Annotated in this window: 16 protein-coding genes; 3 read left to right on the top strand and 13 right to left on the bottom strand. The window is 51.2% G+C overall.

Translation table 11 applies throughout. The features are described 5' to 3' along the window. Positions 1-9: 9 nt before the first annotated feature. Together N7922_RS19675 and N7922_RS19670 are read right to left on the bottom strand one after the other, a co-directional pair. Positions 10-1371: an MFS transporter gene (locus N7922_RS19675; protein WP_263097893.1), complete on the bottom strand. Its 1362-nt coding sequence runs from the start codon at positions 1369-1371 to the stop codon at positions 10-12. Between the two features lie 89 nt (positions 1372-1460). Continuing rightward, positions 1461-2228 (bottom strand): SDR family oxidoreductase, encoded by a 768-nt coding sequence (locus N7922_RS19670; protein ID WP_263097892.1) that lies wholly within the window; start codon positions 2226-2228, stop codon positions 1461-1463. A gap of 335 nt (positions 2229-2563) precedes the next feature. Between N7922_RS19670 and N7922_RS19665 the strand changes: the two genes are divergently transcribed. Next, positions 2564-3817 carry an enolase C-terminal domain-like protein gene (locus N7922_RS19665; protein ID WP_263097891.1) on the top strand — a complete coding sequence of 418 codons (1254 nt, stop codon included), beginning with the start codon at positions 2564-2566 and terminating at the stop codon, positions 3815-3817. Between the two features lie 101 nt (positions 3818-3918). Here N7922_RS19665 and N7922_RS19660 read toward each other — a convergent pair whose 3' ends face one another. Further along, a complete protein-coding gene (locus N7922_RS19660) occupies positions 3919-4815 on the bottom strand; it encodes a LysR family transcriptional regulator (protein ID WP_263097890.1) in 897 nt (298 codons plus the stop codon). Between the two features lie 143 nt (positions 4816-4958). Here N7922_RS19660 and N7922_RS19655 point away from each other — a divergent pair, with 143 nt between their 5' ends. Both N7922_RS19655 and N7922_RS19650 read left to right on the top strand, forming a co-directional pair. Beyond that, positions 4959-5267 (top strand): superoxide dismutase, encoded by a 309-nt coding sequence (locus N7922_RS19655; RefSeq protein ID WP_263097889.1) that lies wholly within the window; start codon positions 4959-4961, stop codon positions 5265-5267. 65 nt (positions 5268-5332) lie between these two features. Continuing rightward, positions 5333-5908 (top strand): NAD(P)H-dependent oxidoreductase, encoded by a 576-nt coding sequence (locus N7922_RS19650; RefSeq protein ID WP_263097888.1) that lies wholly within the window; start codon positions 5333-5335, stop codon positions 5906-5908. A 124-nt stretch (positions 5909-6032) separates the two neighbouring features. Here the strand turns inward: N7922_RS19650 and N7922_RS19645 are convergent, their stop codons facing one another. The 10 genes from N7922_RS19645 to N7922_RS19600 all read right to left on the bottom strand — a co-directional run bounded on the left by N7922_RS19645 (position 6033) and on the right by N7922_RS19600 (position 15769). Beyond that, complete coding sequence (locus tag N7922_RS19645; RefSeq protein WP_061497358.1) at positions 6033-6254, bottom strand: acyl carrier protein; 222 nt, start codon at positions 6252-6254, stop codon at positions 6033-6035. A 17-nt stretch (positions 6255-6271) separates the two neighbouring features. Further along, complete coding sequence (locus N7922_RS19640) at positions 6272-7705, bottom strand: AMP-binding protein (RefSeq protein WP_263097887.1); 1434 nt, start codon at positions 7703-7705, stop codon at positions 6272-6274. Then, complete coding sequence (locus N7922_RS19635) at positions 7702-8820, bottom strand: membrane-bound O-acyltransferase (RefSeq protein WP_263100962.1); 1119 nt, start codon at positions 8818-8820, stop codon at positions 7702-7704. Before N7922_RS19635 ends, N7922_RS19640 begins: the two co-directional genes overlap by 4 nt. A 10-nt stretch (positions 8821-8830) precedes the next feature. Then, complete coding sequence (locus tag N7922_RS19630; protein WP_263097886.1) at positions 8831-8953, bottom strand: hypothetical protein; 123 nt, start codon at positions 8951-8953, stop codon at positions 8831-8833. Continuing rightward, positions 8950-10086: a D-alanyl-lipoteichoic acid biosynthesis protein DltD gene (locus N7922_RS19625; protein WP_263097885.1), complete on the bottom strand. Its 1137-nt coding sequence runs from the start codon at positions 10084-10086 to the stop codon at positions 8950-8952. Before N7922_RS19625 ends, N7922_RS19630 begins: the two co-directional genes overlap by 4 nt. Before the next feature lie 283 nt (positions 10087-10369). Then, positions 10370-11278 (bottom strand): arabinose operon transcriptional regulator AraC, encoded by a 909-nt coding sequence (gene araC / locus N7922_RS19620; RefSeq protein WP_263097884.1) that lies wholly within the window; start codon positions 11276-11278, stop codon positions 10370-10372. A 30-nt stretch (positions 11279-11308) separates the two neighbouring features. Beyond that, entirely contained in the window at positions 11309-13318 is a 2010-nt protein-coding gene (locus N7922_RS19615; RefSeq protein WP_263097883.1) for a beta-galactosidase, read from the bottom strand. 15 nt (positions 13319-13333) lie between these two features. Then, positions 13334-14563: an oligosaccharide MFS transporter gene (locus N7922_RS19610; protein WP_263097882.1), complete on the bottom strand. Its 1230-nt coding sequence runs from the start codon at positions 14561-14563 to the stop codon at positions 13334-13336. A 206-nt stretch (positions 14564-14769) separates the two neighbouring features. Next, a complete protein-coding gene (locus N7922_RS19605) occupies positions 14770-15501 on the bottom strand; it encodes an SAM-dependent methyltransferase (RefSeq protein WP_263097881.1) in 732 nt (243 codons plus the stop codon). Positions 15502-15511: 10 nt separating this feature from the next. Next, the gene (locus N7922_RS19600) at positions 15512-15769 is read right to left on the bottom strand and encodes a YjhX family toxin (protein WP_263097880.1); all 258 of its coding nucleotides are present in this window, start codon (positions 15767-15769) and stop codon (positions 15512-15514) included. Positions 15770-16069: the final 300 nt, after the last annotated feature.

The raw sequence follows: 16069 nt of genomic DNA, 5'->3' as shown, positions 1-16069 counted from the left end.
GTGACCTCTTTATTTGTTAGCGGTTGCCGGAGCAATGGCATTCTCATCGGCCCTGTTCGCCTTTTTATTTTCAGGCAAAATGACGTCGATTTTGCCTACCAGGAAAATGTAAGCTAACAGGCCCAACCCGGCGACGGCGGCGATATACCACATGGCATATTGGAAATTCTGGGTGCGTTGCAGGATGACCCCAATCACGATAGGGCTGACAATTCCGGATAAATTCCCGCAAATATTTAAACACCCTCCCATCGTGCCGAGGAAATTGCGTGGAATAACATCACTCCAGACCACCCATCCTAAATTTGAAAAAGCGTTAGCGAAAAAGGCAATAGAGAGAATAACGATGGCGATAATCGGTTGGTCTTCGAAGAAATTAACCAGCCCAATAATCATGGTGACGCAAAGCCCTGCCATTACAGGAAGTTTACGCGCCAGCGTTCTGGATTTTCCTTTTTTCAGCAGCATATCGCTAAGGGTGCCGCCGCATAAAACACCGAACATCGCCATAATATAGGGGAGCATGGCGCCAATGCCGGCTTTGGAAACCGAGAGATGCAGCCCTTTTTCCAGATAAACAATAAACCAGGTCAGGAAAAAATAGAGCGTGGAAGAGCAGGCAAATTGGGTAATGAAAAGTCCCCAGACGGTTTTTTTGCTGAGAAAGAAGCGAATGTCTTGCCAGCTGATTTTTTCATTAACCGTAGACTGGTTAACCGAGCCGTAGCCTCCGCCTGCCTTAATGTAGTCAAGCTCCGCCTGATTAACGGATTTACTGTGCTGCGGGTCTCTGTAATAAATAAGCCAGTAGATACCAAACAGAATGCCCGCGCCGCCAGACAAATAGAAGGACATTTCCCAACCGTAGTTAGCCACAATAAAGGATAACGCCGGGGTTAATAACGCCAGGCCAATATATTGCGCACTTGAGTAAATGGCCGTGGCGCGAGCGCGTTCATGATCCGGGAACCAGGTGGCGATGATTTTGGTGTTAGAGGGAAAAGAGGGCGCTTCGGCGACACCGATTAATGCGCGGCAAGCCAGTAACATGGCAAAAGACGCCGTCGCGGTTGCAAATAAGTGATGCGACGAGAACCCCATCATAAAGGTAAAAACGCTCCACAGAATAATGGCTCCCCCGTAAAGAACGCGTGAGCCAATGCGATCCAGCACATAGCCAACAGGGATCTGGCTCGCAGCATAAGCCCAGGTAAACATCGAAAATAATAACCCCAGCTGCGTTGGCGACAGGTCGAAATCTTTCTGGATATTCGTGCCTGCAACTGCAAGATTGGCGCGATCCATATAATTAATTGCAGTAACGATAAACAGCAATGTGAGAATAAAGAGTCGTGATCTTGAAGCCTTCATGAAAATACCTGCATTATTATCGATATGCCATTGCGGTTAACAACAGGCATATCGTAGATGTTAAAGGCAAAATGTAGAGTACGGTTTTTTTACAGCACTGCCAGCCAACCACCATCAACGTAAATAATCTGCCCGTTAATATAGTTAGAGGCTTTTGATGACAGAAAAACAGCCGTGCCGATTAATTCGTCCGGATGTCCCCAGCGTTGTGACGGGTTGCTGCTTTTCACCCAGGCGTCGAATTTTTTATCTTCAATTAACGCGGTGTTCATATCCGTGAGAATGTACCCCGGCCCAATGGCATTGGTCTGGATATTAAACTGCGCCCACTCAGCCGCCATGGAACAGGTCAGCATCTTAATTCCACCTTTTGCCGCTGTGTAAGGGGCAACGGTCGGGCGGGCGGCCTGGCTGGTTAATGAACCGATATTCACAATTTTGCCGCCCGTGTTACGTGCGATCATACGTTTCGCCGCAGCGCGGGAAACAAGGAAAGCACTGGTCAGGTTGGTATCAATCACCTTTTGCCAGTTTTCCAGTTCCAGCTCTACCATCGGTTTACGGTACTGGATACCGGCGTTATTGATCAGAATGTCGACATGGATACCCTGTTCATCCAGTGCGGAAAACGCCTTTTCAATGGCCGCTTCATCCGTGACATCAAACACCAGCCCCTGTGCGCTATAGCCTTTTGTTACCAGCTTATCGACAGCTTCGGCCATTAATGTATCGCGGATGTCGTTCAGTATTACCCGTGCGCCCGCCGCAGCGAGACCTTCTGCATAGGAAAGCCCTAAACCCCGCGCCGATCCTGTCACCAACGCTGTTTTCCCCGTTAAGTCAAATAATGCGCTCATTCTGTTTACCTCACTCGATATTTGTATGACGACTGTCCTTTAAAGGGTGAGTTTTCGGTTCTGTAAAAGCAATAGCGTAAAAATATATTTGCAACAATGATCACATTTCGTTGCCGGGTAATGGTGTTTATTTTTCAATAACATTATGTATTTAAATGGATTTTATGATTAAAAATAGTGCAGGTTGATCATCGTCACAAAATAAAACATCCCCTGATAATAAAACGGTGCGAGTGTGTTAAAACAGCATTAAGTTGTAGGACAACTTACAAATATGTTGTGTGTCGTCCAAACCCAGATGACATTCAGCGCGTTCGCTAAATTGAGGAGTTAACGTGAGTAACCTGAAAATCACCAACGTGAAAACGATTCTGACAGCGCCAGGCGGTATCGACCTCGCGGTGGTTAAGATCGAGACAAATGAACCCGGACTGTATGGTCTGGGGTGCGCCACATTCACCCAGCGCATCTTCGCGGTAAAAAGTGCGGTTGATGAATACATGGCACCCTTTCTTATTGGTAAAGATCCGACGCGTATTGAAGACATCTGGCAGTCGGGGGCCGTCAGCGGCTATTGGCGTAATGGCCCGATCATGAACAATGCGTTGTCCGGCGTGGATATGGCCCTGTGGGATATCAAAGGCAAGCTGGCGGGGATGCCGGTTTATGACCTTCTGGGCGGAAAATGCCGTGATGGGATCCCGCTCTACTGCCATACCGACGGTGGCGACGAAGTGGAAGTTGAAGATAACATCCGCGCCAGAATGGAAGAGGGTTACCAGTATGTCCGTTGTCAGATGGGGATGTACGGCGGCGCAGGGACCGATGATCTCAAACTGATTGCCACACAACTGGCGCGTGCGAAGAACATTCAGCCTAAACGTTCTCCTCGTAGCAAAACGCCGGGCATCTATTTTGACCCGGATGCTTACGCCAAAAGCGTCCCGCGCCTGTTCGACCATCTGCGCAATAAACTCGGTTTTGGTATTGAATTTATTCATGACGTACATGAACGCGTCACACCGGTAACGGCGATAAAGCTGGCGAAAACCCTTGAACAATATCAGCTTTTTTACCTTGAAGACCCTGTTGCGCCGGAAAATATCGACTGGCTGAAAATGCTGCGCCAGCAATCTTCAACGCCGATTTCTATGGGCGAGCTGTTTGTTAATGTGAACGAGTGGAAGCCGTTAATCGACAATAAACTGATTGATTACATTCGCTGTCATGTCAGCACCATTGGCGGCATTACCCCGGCCAAAAAACTGGCGGTGTACAGTGAACTGAACGGTGTACGCACTGCATGGCACGGGCCGGGCGATATCTCGCCCGTCGGCGTGTGCGCGAACATGCATCTTGGCCTGAGTTCGCCGAACTTCGGTATTCAGGAGTACACGCCGGTGAATGATGCATTACGGGACGTTTTCCCGGGCTGTCCGGAGATTGACCAGGGTTATGCTTATGTGAATAACAAACCCGGACTGGGCATTGATATTGATGAAGCGAAAGCGGCGAAATATCCCTGTGCAGGCGGTATTCCCTCATGGACAATGGCACGCACGCCTGACGGTACCGCTTCCAGACCGTAACACGTTCGTTTTACCTTAAGAAAAATGATCAGGGCCTGATAACACGCGCGTTATCAGGCCTGTTTCTACTCCGCGCCTTTTAAAACAGTGATAACACCGGGTTAAGCCGATTTGCTGAGTAGAAAATCAATCAGCGTTTTTACACGTTTGGTTTTTCCGGCGCTTTTCGGGTAGTAGAGATACACGGGAGGAAACCTCTTCCAGTAAGGTTCCATAACGGGAATAAATGTCTCTTTATCCGGCTGCAATGCGTGAATCGGCTCAAACAGCCTGCCGATCCCCAGCCCGCTGCGGATCCCATCCGCCATCACCTCGATATCATTGCCAATAAGCTGGCCTGGCATCTCGACGGTTAACTGTTCTCCGTTGTCGTCCAGCATCAGCGGCAGAATGCGGTTGTTCGTTATGAACCGATAGCCGATCAGCTTGTGCTGCTGGAGATCGGCCGGTGATTCTGGCGTGCCAAAGGCTGCAAGGTAAGCGGCCGATGCATACAGCCCTTCGCGAAAAGGCGTCATCAACTGGCGCGCCACCACGCCGCCTTCCAGGATGTCGCCGAAGCGGATGCCGAGATCGAACCGTTTATCGATAATGTTGATGGTCCCGTCATTGACAGAAACCTCAAGCTGAATACCGGGATAACGCTGGCAAAATTCGGCCATACAAGGTTTGAGGATCAGCAGATAAGCAAAACGGGAGAGGGTGATCCTTACCAGACCTGACGGTTGCTGGCTCTGGTCTTTGATGCTTTCGACGGCTTTTTGCAGCGCGTCCACGGCCACTGTCGTCTGCGCCAGCAACTGCTGCCCGGCGTCAGTCAGCTCAATACGGCGTGTGGTGCGGGTAAACAGCGGATGGCCAATATGCTGTTCCAGAAGTTTCAGCGCTTTACTGACGGAGGGGGGCGTTATTTCCAGTTTTCTTGCCGCCGCCGAAATGCTCCCCTCCTGTGCAATGCTCTGGAAGATGCGTAGCTGATTGTAAATCGCGTTATTCATAGCGCCATCCGTTATGCAATGGAGTGAGGATTATTAGCCAATGGCTAACTATCCATGAGCCAATAGTGGCCTAATTTTATCGAAATCGCGAGCTTATACTCCTCCTGACTTTTTCACCGATGTGATCCTCTCAGGAGCCTGAAATGCGAATTTTGTGTCTGGATATCCCCGCTGCTGGCGCGACCCCACAAGCCTATGCCCCTCATCTGACCGCCGAGGTTTTACATGCCTGGGATTTATATAAATCCGGTGTTATCCGGGATATCTATTTCCGCCAGGATCGTCCAGGTGTGGCGATGTTTCTCGAGTGTGATTCGGTCGAAGACGCCAGCGCCGCCGTGGCGGACTTCCCACTGGCAAGAGCAGGTTTGCTGACGTTCGAATGCATTCCTCTGGGCTCATTCGCGGACTGGGAAAGTCTCTTTTCTCCCGACTATAAAAACCTTGCCTGAACAGGCTAACCCGCGTCGTCGAACCGATCGCATCTCTTCACTCACTCACCGTTAACGAATTGAAAATGCAAAACGTATTGATTATTTCAGGGCACCCCAATCTTCAGGAATCTGTTGGCAATGCGACCATTCTGCACGACGTTGCACAGGCGTTGCCGCAGGCAGAAATCCGCAGACTGGATACGCTTTATCCGGACTACCAAATCGACGTCGCCGCAGAGCAGGCCGCGCTGCTGAACGCGGATGTGATTGTCTGGCAGTTTCCTTTTTCCTGGTATTCGGTACCGGGCTTAATGAAATTGTGGATCGATCAGGTCATGGTGCATGGTTTTGCTCATGGCTCCACGGCAAAACTGGGTGGTAAAAAACTCATTCTCTCTTTTACCACCGGCGCACCGCAGGCGCTTTATGCCACTGACGGATTTTTCGGTCACACGATTGAGGATTACCTGGTTCAGTTTGAGACCACGGCACGGCTGTGCAATCTGGATTTGCAGCCACCTGTTTATACCAGTGGGATAAGCTACGCCGGTCGCGATGACGCCCTGATTGCGCAGCAGAAAATGGCCGCCAAAGAACATGCCGCGCGCCTGGTGGCTGCGCTGAACATGTTATCTCCCGAATCGGCGCGGGTGGCGTAAAGCAGAGGCGGGTAAAGACGAAGCCATACCCTAAACAGCAGCCAGCCCTGCCTGTTGATACAAAAAAAGACCCCGGCAAGCCGGGGTCTTCGAAGCGTATAAAAATGAGCCGTCGCCCGCGTGCTTAGCTGCGGTTCTCTTCGATAAAGTGCGCGAGATCCGCCGGGGTTTTCAGCACGGTCGCCACTTCGGTAGGCGGGATCATGCAGCCATAAACGTCCTGCACTTCCAGCACCATATCCACCGCCAGAATCGAGTCGAGGATATCGGACTCAATCAGCTCATCGTTAAAGCCCACTTTGCGGGATAAGATCTTTTCAAACAGCGCGAGAATTTCTTGTTCCATCTCTATTTCCTGAATCATCAGTTCGTGCGGGCATGAGTGTCCAGCAGCTTACGGTCAATTTTGCCGTTGGGATTGAGCGGCAAAGCGTCTTTGATAATGATTTGCGACGGCACCATATAGGGCGGGATCACCTTCGACAGCGATGTTTTAATCGCTTCCGGCGCCAGTTTCGTCACACAGAATGCGGCAATACGCAGCACCCCGCCGCCGGATTTCATCAGCGGCAGAACCACCGCTTCACTGATACCGGACATCGCCAGCAGGCGGTTTTCGATCTCGTTGATCTCAATACGGTAGCCATTCAATTTGATCTGGCTGTCGTTACGGCCCTGGCAGTAAAGCAGCCCATCTTCGTAGCCAAGGTCACCTGTTCTGTAGCCGCGGAACGCTTCGTTCTCCCGGCGCAGCAGCTTCTCGGCGTTCTCTTTTGGCAGCCCGAGGTAACCGCGCATCACATTTTTACCCCAAATGATCAGCTCGCCTTCCGGGGTGATTTCCATTCTGGAGTCCGGCATCATCGCGCCAACCGGCAGCAGATCGTTCTCGCTGTTCAGGATCGCGTCGGTGATTTCAATCACCGTCGTGGCGATGGTGGCTTCCGTCGGGCCATAGGAGTTAAGGATTTTGGCCTGCGGGAAGCGGCGGCGTAACTGTTTGACCAGCGCCTTGTTCAGCACCTCGCCAATAAACACGAACACGTTGAGGTCAGGCAGGTATTCGCTGTTGAACTGCGGCGAGAGCAGGCGCTGGTAAGCAAAGGACGGCGTGGATACCCACACGGAAACCGCATTGCTTTTCAGGCGACCAAGCCAGTTGTCAGCGGCGATATCCTCTTTCGCATTCAGCACGATATGCCCACCCGTGGCCAGGTTCGCCAGCAGCGGAATCAAAGAGAGGTCGAAGCTGAACACCGCATGGTTCATCAGCACCGGCGATGCCGGCAGTGAAAAGTCCTGGCTAACCCATTTCATAAAGTGCCACAGGCTTTCACGCCCGATCTGCACGCCTTTGGGTTTGCCGGTGCTGCCGGAGGTGAACATGATGTACGCCAGATCCTGCTCTTCCAGCGTCTTACCTGCTTCACCGGTCGCCACGAACTGCCGGGTGGCAATATCGTAGTACCAGGGCGCGCTTGCCAGCGAGCATATCTCTTTCAGCCGTTCCTGCGGATAAATGCAATCCACCGGAATATACGGAATGTTATGCAGCAGGCAGCTATAGATAGCCACCGCGAACTCCGCCTGCTGGTGGCCGTACAGCACCACTGGCATACCGGCGGGCAACTGGCACTGCTGTAAGCGCTGTGACCAGTCTGTCACGGCGACGCTTAGCTGTTGCCAGGTCAGGGCTTCATCGCTACCGCTGATGGCCAACTGCTGTGGGTTCGCGGGATCAAGTAATGCCGCACGCAGGAAATCCTGCAGTTCCTGAAGCTCGTTGTGAAGGTTCATAGAGGTGACATTCCGCTAAAGATGTAAAGAGAAGCCGCAGCACTTGCCAGCGTTAAAATACGGCCCAGGAAGATAACCACCGGGTTTTGTAACCCGGTAGTCAGCGCCGGACTGCGTTTGGCTGACCACTGAAGCATGTTGTGCGCAACGGAAATAGCGCCAAACAGCGCGCCGCTGATAACATAGTGCCGTTCGAGCCCGTTCCATGCCCCCATACAAAACAGCGTGCAGAAGATACCGATGTTCTGCGCCAGCGTTTTGTTCTGACGGAAAAAGTCGAGCTTCATTAAGTTCATGTAAATCGGCATAAACACCACGTCCCTCAGCCATTCAGAGAGGCTGATGTGGAAGCGTCGCCAGAAATCCTGCGGGTTTTTCGCCAGAATGGGCATATTGAAGTTCGCCGGGATATTCAGGCCAAACAAGCGCCCAGCACCAATCGCCATATTGCTGTAACCGGCAAAGTCAAACCACAAATAGGCGCTGTAAGCCAGCGACATCACCACCCCCACGCTGAGGGTAAACGGGCGATGGCTCCATGACTGGATCACCAGGTTGTCGATGAGCATCGCGAAGAGAAACTTCTGCACGATACCGGTGAAAATTTGCTCCATCGCCGTTAAAAACTGCTCACGGGTAAGGCTGAATACCGGTTTATTGATGTCAGTCACCCAGGTCCGCCAGCGATACATGGGGCCTGCCAGGATAATAAATGGCATAAACAGGTAGCAGAAATAGTGCAGGAAATGGCGGCCATCTTTTTTGCTGCGGTACAGCAGAACATCAATGGCGCGGAAGGTCATAAACGATAAGCCGATCATGCCCCAGTGGTTGTTAAGGTGCAGTTTCACCAACAGCAGCGGCAGCAGCGTCAGGCTGACTGCCTGCCAGGTTTTCAACCAGCCTTTCTCTTTTAAGGTGACAATCGCGTAAAAGCTGAAGAAAACCGCCACGGGAACCGCATAATCCCCCTGGAAGATATAACCCCAGCCCACTGCCGCCAGGACGGAAAAGGCGGACAAATAGGTCAACCGGTAGTGCAATACGCGGTTAACCAGCGCAAAGATCAACGCCGATGAGAACAGATATAAAAAAAACGTTCCGGAGCTGTACATCATTCATTCCTCAGAACTTTTGATATTCAAAATGCACTTTCAAATTCATGCTCTCATCCACCGAAGACCACGCGATGATGGTGACCGCCAGCAGGAGATAAAGGAAAAAAAGGCGAATAGCGTTTTTCATCATTTAAAACTCTCCAGAATAAAGCGGTCCATCGGTACCCATGCCAGGTCGGTGGGATGCAGGCGATCCCAGTTCCAGCCCTCCTGATAAGGCATTGAGTACATATCGAGATAAGGGATCTGATTTGCCTTCAGAATTGCCGTCGCCTGAGTCACGGCGGGCTGTACCAGTTCCGGGTTCTGCACTGCCCGTCGGTTAATGGAATCAATAATGACCACGACCTGAACATGGCGGGATTTCAGCAACTTGATGGTGGCCTCAAACGCCTGTATTTGCGCCGGAACGACGGGGGAGTCATCCCACACTTCCGGTTTTTCGCCCGGCTCATAAATGGATTTGTCCATCCACAGCGTGGCGGCGCTTTGTTGGCGATACGCGTTCAGCTCGCGAGCATGAGCCAGCTCTTTATCCCAGTCCGGTGTTGCTACGGATGTCGGTTGTTGCGGCCACGGTTGCGCCTCTTCCGGCTCAATGTGCAGCATTGCCAGCCAGTCGTTTTTTATCAGTGTGCAGAAATTAGCAAACTGGAAACTCACTTCCTGCCAGATATTTTCCGCGTGCCAGCCATAGACGTTCATTTGCGAAAAGGTTAAATGGCTGATCTCTTTTTTATCAATATTGCGTAAGTAATTGACCAGGAAAGGGCGGGTTTGCTCATCCTGGATTAACGGATTAAATACCGGTGCCGGAAAATTATCCGCAAAAATGGCGGGTGGAACACCGAATGAATAAAAACTGTCCGGGGAAAGTAACAACACCACTTTACTGTTTGCATTAAGGTCGTTTTTAAAACGTGAGAACAGTAAAAAATGTGTAACACTGTCATCGAAGCTGTCACCAAATGCGACAACCGGACGGTGCAAATCATTATTAAAGTAATTATATACAGCGTAATGTTCATCTTCTGAGGTAGCGACTTCAGAAGCGCCGATGAAAAAAATCGCATTGCCCTGTAATGCATGAGAAATAGTGGCTATTTTTTCGGCTTGTTCTTTTTGGGTGCCTTCCATTGATTTAATCAACGGCTGGAAAGTCAGCGGCGGATCAAAGCTGTTCACCAGCGGGTGAACAGCTAAAAACAGGATGGCAAGGACCGCCATCGAGATATGTAGGCAGAGTGTATTTTTAAGTTTCATTATAATATTAAGAAAGCATAATATTTATTTGTTTAAAGTTTGTTGCTTTTTATCTTCACAGCAAACCGACCTCTATGTTCACGACACTATATACCAGACGCCTCGCGGATGATGAGCGTTGCTGTGTAACGGTATGTACAGATTTGATCTGGCATCATATTACGGGGCGAATTTTCATACAGGCAGCGTGGGAGAGGAGGGGAAACGGTTTGCCGTCGCTTTCGCGAATGAGAGTCATACGCGCTACGCCCTATCCCTATGGCAAACGGCAATAAGGATCGGCTTAGCGTTTGCCCGGTTTGAGTGTTTGATTACCAGGCAAATTATTCATCTTCTCATAGCGTTTTTTATACTCCGCCGGCGGGATGCCATTATGTTTGCGGAATATTTTAGTGAAATAGACCGGGTCGCTATAACCCACAGATTGAGCAATTTTAAATATGGGCAATAACGTTGACTGGATAAGTAAACGCGCACGGTTTATGCGTTGTTGTTCACGCCAGGCATAAATGGTAACGCCCAAATCTTTTTTGAACAGATGCGCTAAGCGGGAAGGAGACAAAAACACCATGCTGGCGAGTTTTTCGACTTTCAGTTCTTCATCAATGTGATCGTTGAGATAGTCGCAGACGGCATTGATTCTGGGATCGTGAGCGTGGTGATTGCTGACAGGCTGTAGCTGAAAGCAGGCGAGGATCAACCGTTCGAGGGCGTTCATCGCCAGTGCTTCGGACAAGGGCGCGTCGTCGGAATTGTGGCGGATCACCTCATAAAAGAGTTCCCGCAGATGCGCCTGTTTTACCGGCTCCGTGACCCGGGTTTTTCCGATGCCGAGAATATTTTTATCCCACTTTAGCCAGTCCAGCCAGTAGGGGCGCGGAATAAAGTAGATCCACAGATGATCCCAGTATTCGCTGTGTTCGTCGCGACCATATTGGTGAGGCACGCCGGGCGGAAAAAGTAGCAGATCATTTTCCTCGTATTGCAGCGTGTTCTCTCCCACCTTCGCCCGCCCCTGGCCGCGTAATGTCAGGTTGATAATATAGCCTTTCATGCCGTTGGGGCGGTTAATGTAATAATCCAGCGAGGAACCTCTGGAAATAGGTGTAAAGCCGGAGACTATCCATGCATTAAAGGTAAAGGTTTTTATCAATGGAGAAAAATTCAGCAGTTCATTGATATCCAGTTCCATGTTTGCCTCGTTGATAACCCCGGCTCCGGTTCAGCTTGCGATGATACTAAAATCCCATGCGCCTAACCGCAACGGTGCGCCGCGGGTTATTGCCGCGTCTTGCAATAGCAGCGTGCCGTCGGTGTCACTCTTCAGGGTTTGTGGCTCTCCTGAGTAATTGAAAATGAAGGTGATTTTCTGACCGTTGCGGTTCCGCATTTTTCTGACGATCACCGGGAAGCGGTAGTCGGATGTCCGGGAGCGTAGCGGCAGGTCACGCGTCAGATGGTTAAAGAGGCTGGCTATCAGCGTTTTTTCCGGCAGAAAGCCGACATACATCGCCACGCCTTTCCCGAAACGTGCTTCCGTAGCCGCCGCATAGGCGTTCCACACCGGGTGCTGGTAACGCAGCAAGGTACGGGTTTCGGGCGCCGGGGTCAGCAACTCCATCCACAACTCCACGTTGTTATCCTGCTGGCACGTGATCTCTTCCACGCAGGCGGCAACGGTGACATTTTCCGGCAGAGTGAACTGGTTGTAATGCACGCCGCAGGCCTCGCTTAAGCCGCCGGGCTGCGCACCGGTCCGGACTTTCACATGCTCATCGCTGAAGCCTGATTTAAAACCGATCAGCGCGCGCCCCCCCTGTTCAATATAACGATTGATGCGTGCAAGTAGCGCATCGTCGGCGGCGTATAACGCAGGAATAATAATGGCGCGATAGCGCACCGCGCTGTCGTCGATATCATTAATGATGTCGACCGCGACATTCTGTTCGTAGAGCGCATCGTGGAAGCGGCGAACAATATCGTTATAGACATTGGTCTGTGCAGTTCCCGGCTTAAAGTGGTTAAGCGCATCCATGGCTTCATTATTTACCAGCAACGCCACGTCATGCTCTGCCTGTAAGTTTGCTAACTGAGGCGACAGTTTTTTAAAGTCAGCGCCGATAGTGGTGGCTTCGCGCCATGTCGGATTGGGCGCGAAATCATGACTCAGTAAACCTTTCCAGTAGGTTTCAAAAGCATTGTGAATCGAATGCCAGTGCCAGTAGGAAACCATCGACGCGCCCGACGCGACATGGCTGAAGGCCTGTAACCGTAACTGACCCGGATACGGGGTCCATTGCGGAAATCCCTGCGCCTGGGTTTCCAGCACAAAATAGTTGTGCCCTTTTTTCAGCCCACGGGTGACCGCGCCGCCAAAGGCGATCTCTTTGCCGGTTAACTGATCCTGGCTCGGGTGATAAATATCGACCCCGGCCACGCTCAGGCATTGCGCCGCGGCGAAGTGATCGACCCGTGGTTGCACACCGAAAGAGTAGCCCCGCCATTCGAAATCGAAATTATGGGTGACAAAATGTTCGGGGCGGGCATATTCGCGCACAATGCTGGCCTGCCAGGCCAGATACTCCGTTACCTGCTGGCGTTGGTAACGGCTGAATGCGCACGCCAGGCTGGCATTGATCGTATTCTCGACCGGGGGAAAATCTTCCCAGTTATCGATACGGTTGCTCCAGTAGTCGAGGCCAAAATCCTTGTTGAGTTGCGCCAGCGTGGCGTACTTTTCTTGCAGATGGCGGACAAATCCTGCCTGCATATAACGCCCGACGTTGTCGTAATGCTTGGTCTCGTTATCCAGTTGAAAACCGATCACCGCGGGGTGATTTTTGACGTGCGCCATCAACACCCGGATGATCTTCTCCGCATGGCGACGAAAGTCCGGATTAACAATATCCATGATCTGCCGGGGCCCGTACTTTTGCTGCCCGTCAACGGTGGTGACCAGCACCTCCGGATGCTTTCTTGCCAGCCAGGCCGGAATGGCGTAAGTTGGCGTACCAATAATGACCGCGATTCCGGCGGCGTGCATGGCATTGAGAACGCGATCGATATGATAAAAGTTATAGGTGCCTTCTTGCGGCTCTAAGGTACTCCAGGTCGATTCTGCAATGCGCACTACATTGATACCCGTTTCCAGCATCAATGAAATATCCTGCTCCAGCCTCTCTTGTGGCATATATTCATCATAATAAGCCACGCCATAATATAATTCAGCCATTCACCACCTCCCGGATTAAACCTGCGTTGCAGGTACAGCATTAAAAGAACGGGCGTTGTCGAGGGTAATAAACGACGCCAGCGTAAATAAAAGCGCAATAGATCCCAGCACCATATAACTGTCGGTGAACCCTAATTTCTGGTACATATGACCAATCCCCGTCGACAGAAATATTGAACTGAAGCTTTTTGAAAACTGGAAGCCAATAAGGTAAACGGTCGCCGAAAGTAGCGGGTTAAAATTAGCGGCAATATATTTAAGCGCAGCCACCAGCAGGACCGAGCTTTCAAAACCGTGAAGCAGTTTTATCAGGCTTATCGATACCGGGCCAATCGCCCAGGCGGAACCGATAATGCGCAGGCTCATGATCAACCCGCAATAGAGCAGGGCATTTTTCGGGCCGATCTTATTCACAAACCAGGGGGCGAAAAACATCACCACGGCGTCAAGGAAGATTTGCCCGGTCGTCAGGTAGCCGAACGCTTCTGCGCCTCGCGCTTTGCTTTCAAAGAAGTGACTGTAATAAATGGCAAATTGCTGATCGTAAGTTTCATACACCGCGCCGACGCCTATCATATAGAGCGCAAAGAACCAGAACTTCCTCATTTTCAACAATGCGGTAGCGTCCGCCAGCGTGACGGGCGTTGTCACCCGATGATGCGTCTGCGGGGCGGTGGTTTTGACCTGCGTTTTCCAGACGGTAAACAGCAAGCAGATGCCCGCGCCGCTTGCTGTCCAGAAAATCAGGTTCTGATCAATGCCGTATAATTTCCCGGCGGCAAATGTCCCAATGGCTGCACCGATACCGCCAAACATCCTGGCGCGTCCAAATTCGAACCCGGAAGCGCGGCTGACTTTATCGATGTAGGCTTCGCAAACCCCGCAACCTGCGCCATAGGCCATCCCGATATAAATACCGCCCGCCAGCGCGCCAAGCACCACATTTATTTTCAGTAATGGGGCGAAGATATAAATCCAGTAAGGCGCGAACAACGTGATGATAATGGCCAGCATCCACATCAGGTTTTTGCGGTAAATTAATTTGTCGGAAATAAAACCAAACAACGGTTGGATACACACAGCCACTATCGCAGTAAATGAATAGACCAGTCCAACGTCGCCATAGTTAATACCAATTGTTTCTGTTAGCCATAGTGAGAGGTAGGGATAGCAACATCCCCAGCCAATAAAGAAGAAAAGAAAAAACAGACAGCTCATATAATAGTTTTTATTTGAATCTATCATGATGCCCTCACATTATCGGAACCTGGGTACAGGGGTTTTGTCCCCAGCAAATTACCTTTTCAGTGAGGCCGCAGTCATGAAACTCTCGCTATCAACCAGTAAAAATCTGCTATCCGCAGATGGCTGTGAAGTGGCTCACGTTCCAGGGGGAGGGGCGATAAAGCGCCTCAGAGAAGAGGCGCTTTTTGTCATTATTAAGCGCTATCTCACTGGGAGAGTGGCACTTTTCGCCCGACAAGCTGGATGAATGAAAAATAGTCACCCGCGCCGGCTTCCATTATCGGAACCATCATTTCCTGTGCGAGGGCGCAGGCCATAAAGTCATCCCAGGCCTGCTGGCATGAGGCCATCTCCCGCGACTGGATAATTTCAATGCCGGGTTCCTGCTCCCAAAGCGTTTGCCACCAGTGACGGGAGTAAAAGTACCAGTCCGGCGTCCAGAAGGGTTTCACCACGTCCGGCACATTGCCTTCTGTATAATCCCCGATAAACCCCGGTACGGCCACAGCGATAAGCCCGTCCTTTTTCAGCAACGGCAGGAGCTTCGCCAGCATGTTGTGGTTATTGCCAAAGTACTGATACGCATCCACGCTGATGATCATATCGAAGTAGTCATCCGCAAACGGGAGTGTCTGAGTGGCATCCACCCGCAGAGGAAAGATCTTCTTGTCCAGACCCAGCGTCGTAAAGCGTTGCGCATTGTCCGTCGGCGCGATCCACAAATCAGCGGCAAATACCGTCACATCGTATTTTTCCGCCAGCAGGATGGAGGAAATGCCTTTTCCGCAACCGAGATCCAGAATGCGCATACCGGGAGACAGAGGGAGCATGGCCGCCATCTCTTCGGTGATGCGCATCGCATTCGGTCCCATCATGGTCTCCAGAAGAAAAGTGCGGTCATAATGGTCGGTAAATGGCGTGTGCAGCGTCATTGTCATCTTCAGCTCCTTATTGGTTGTCTGTCCGGGCGCGAACATGGCTCAGTCCGGTGGGATTGATACGGTATGGCTGACCATTTACCGATGCGATCAGCTTTTTGGTCCTGAGTTTTTTGAACACCGCAAGAGTGCAGTCGCTGAGCAGTAATCCTTCGCGGGTGTAGCATTCAACGGTGGTAATACGGCCTGATGCATCGCGGATATGCGCAATGCGTCCGCCTTTGGCGAGAACGTGTAAGGTACGTTGTTCCGGACGGGATAAATTCATACTGAAAACCTGTTCATCATCATGAGCAAAAACGAGCCAACACCCGCAGGTGTTCGCGTAAGGTTTAAGCGCAGCGATAATCAGTCCGGCCTGTGCAGGTCGGGACGCTGATTATCTGATGGTGACATTCTCCAGCATCAAAGCCTCGGTGAGCGTAGAAAGGAATAACGCGATGGATACTATCACAGCCGGTTGAGGGGGAAATCAATCTGCCGCCGAAGTGTGACGGAGTACGATTATTGGCGTGGGTAGACCAGACCACCGTCTCCCAATATGGTGGCGCGCGTGGCAACGAACCCC

Source organism: Kosakonia sp. ML.JS2a, assembly GCF_025642095.1.
Lineage (GTDB): Bacteria > Pseudomonadota > Gammaproteobacteria > Enterobacterales > Enterobacteriaceae.
Note: the sequence above shows the minus strand (reverse complement) of the source record. Positions and strands in the feature narration are given on the sequence as shown.

Bases quoted from the DNA above. Each gene is read 5' to 3' on its own strand.
- N7922_RS19600 (WP_263097880.1), bottom strand. From the start codon at position 15,769: ATGAATTTATCCCGTCCGGAACAACGTACCTTACACGTTCTCGCCAAA.
- N7922_RS19610 (WP_263097882.1), bottom strand. From the start codon at position 14,563: ATGATAGATTCAAATAAAAACTATTATATGAGCTGTCTGTTTTTTCTT.
- N7922_RS19675 (WP_263097893.1), bottom strand. From the start codon at position 1,371: ATGAAGGCTTCAAGATCACGACTCTTTATTCTCACATTGCTGTTTATC.
- N7922_RS19615 (WP_263097883.1), bottom strand. From the start codon at position 13,318: ATGGCTGAATTATATTATGGCGTGGCTTATTATGATGAATATATGCCA.
- N7922_RS19625 (WP_263097885.1), bottom strand. From the start codon at position 10,086: ATGAAACTTAAAAATACACTCTGCCTACATATCTCGATGGCGGTCCTT.
- N7922_RS19630 (WP_263097886.1), bottom strand. From the start codon at position 8,953: ATGATGAAAAACGCTATTCGCCTTTTTTTCCTTTATCTCCTGCTGGCG.
- N7922_RS19670 (WP_263097892.1), bottom strand. From the start codon at position 2,228: ATGAGCGCATTATTTGACTTAACGGGGAAAACAGCGTTGGTGACAGGA.
- N7922_RS19655 (WP_263097889.1), top strand. From the start codon at position 4,959: ATGCGAATTTTGTGTCTGGATATCCCCGCTGCTGGCGCGACCCCACAA.
- N7922_RS19605 (WP_263097881.1), bottom strand. From the start codon at position 15,501: ATGACAATGACGCTGCACACGCCATTTACCGACCATTATGACCGCACT.
- N7922_RS19660 (WP_263097890.1), bottom strand. From the start codon at position 4,815: ATGAATAACGCGATTTACAATCAGCTACGCATCTTCCAGAGCATTGCA.
- N7922_RS19635 (WP_263100962.1), bottom strand. From the start codon at position 8,820: ATGTACAGCTCCGGAACGTTTTTTTTATATCTGTTCTCATCGGCGTTG.
- N7922_RS19650 (WP_263097888.1), top strand. From the start codon at position 5,333: ATGCAAAACGTATTGATTATTTCAGGGCACCCCAATCTTCAGGAATCT.
- araC (WP_263097884.1), bottom strand. From the start codon at position 11,278: ATGGAACTGGATATCAATGAACTGCTGAATTTTTCTCCATTGATAAAA.
- N7922_RS19640 (WP_263097887.1), bottom strand. From the start codon at position 7,705: ATGAACCTTCACAACGAGCTTCAGGAACTGCAGGATTTCCTGCGTGCG.
- N7922_RS19645 (WP_061497358.1), bottom strand. From the start codon at position 6,254: ATGGAACAAGAAATTCTCGCGCTGTTTGAAAAGATCTTATCCCGCAAA.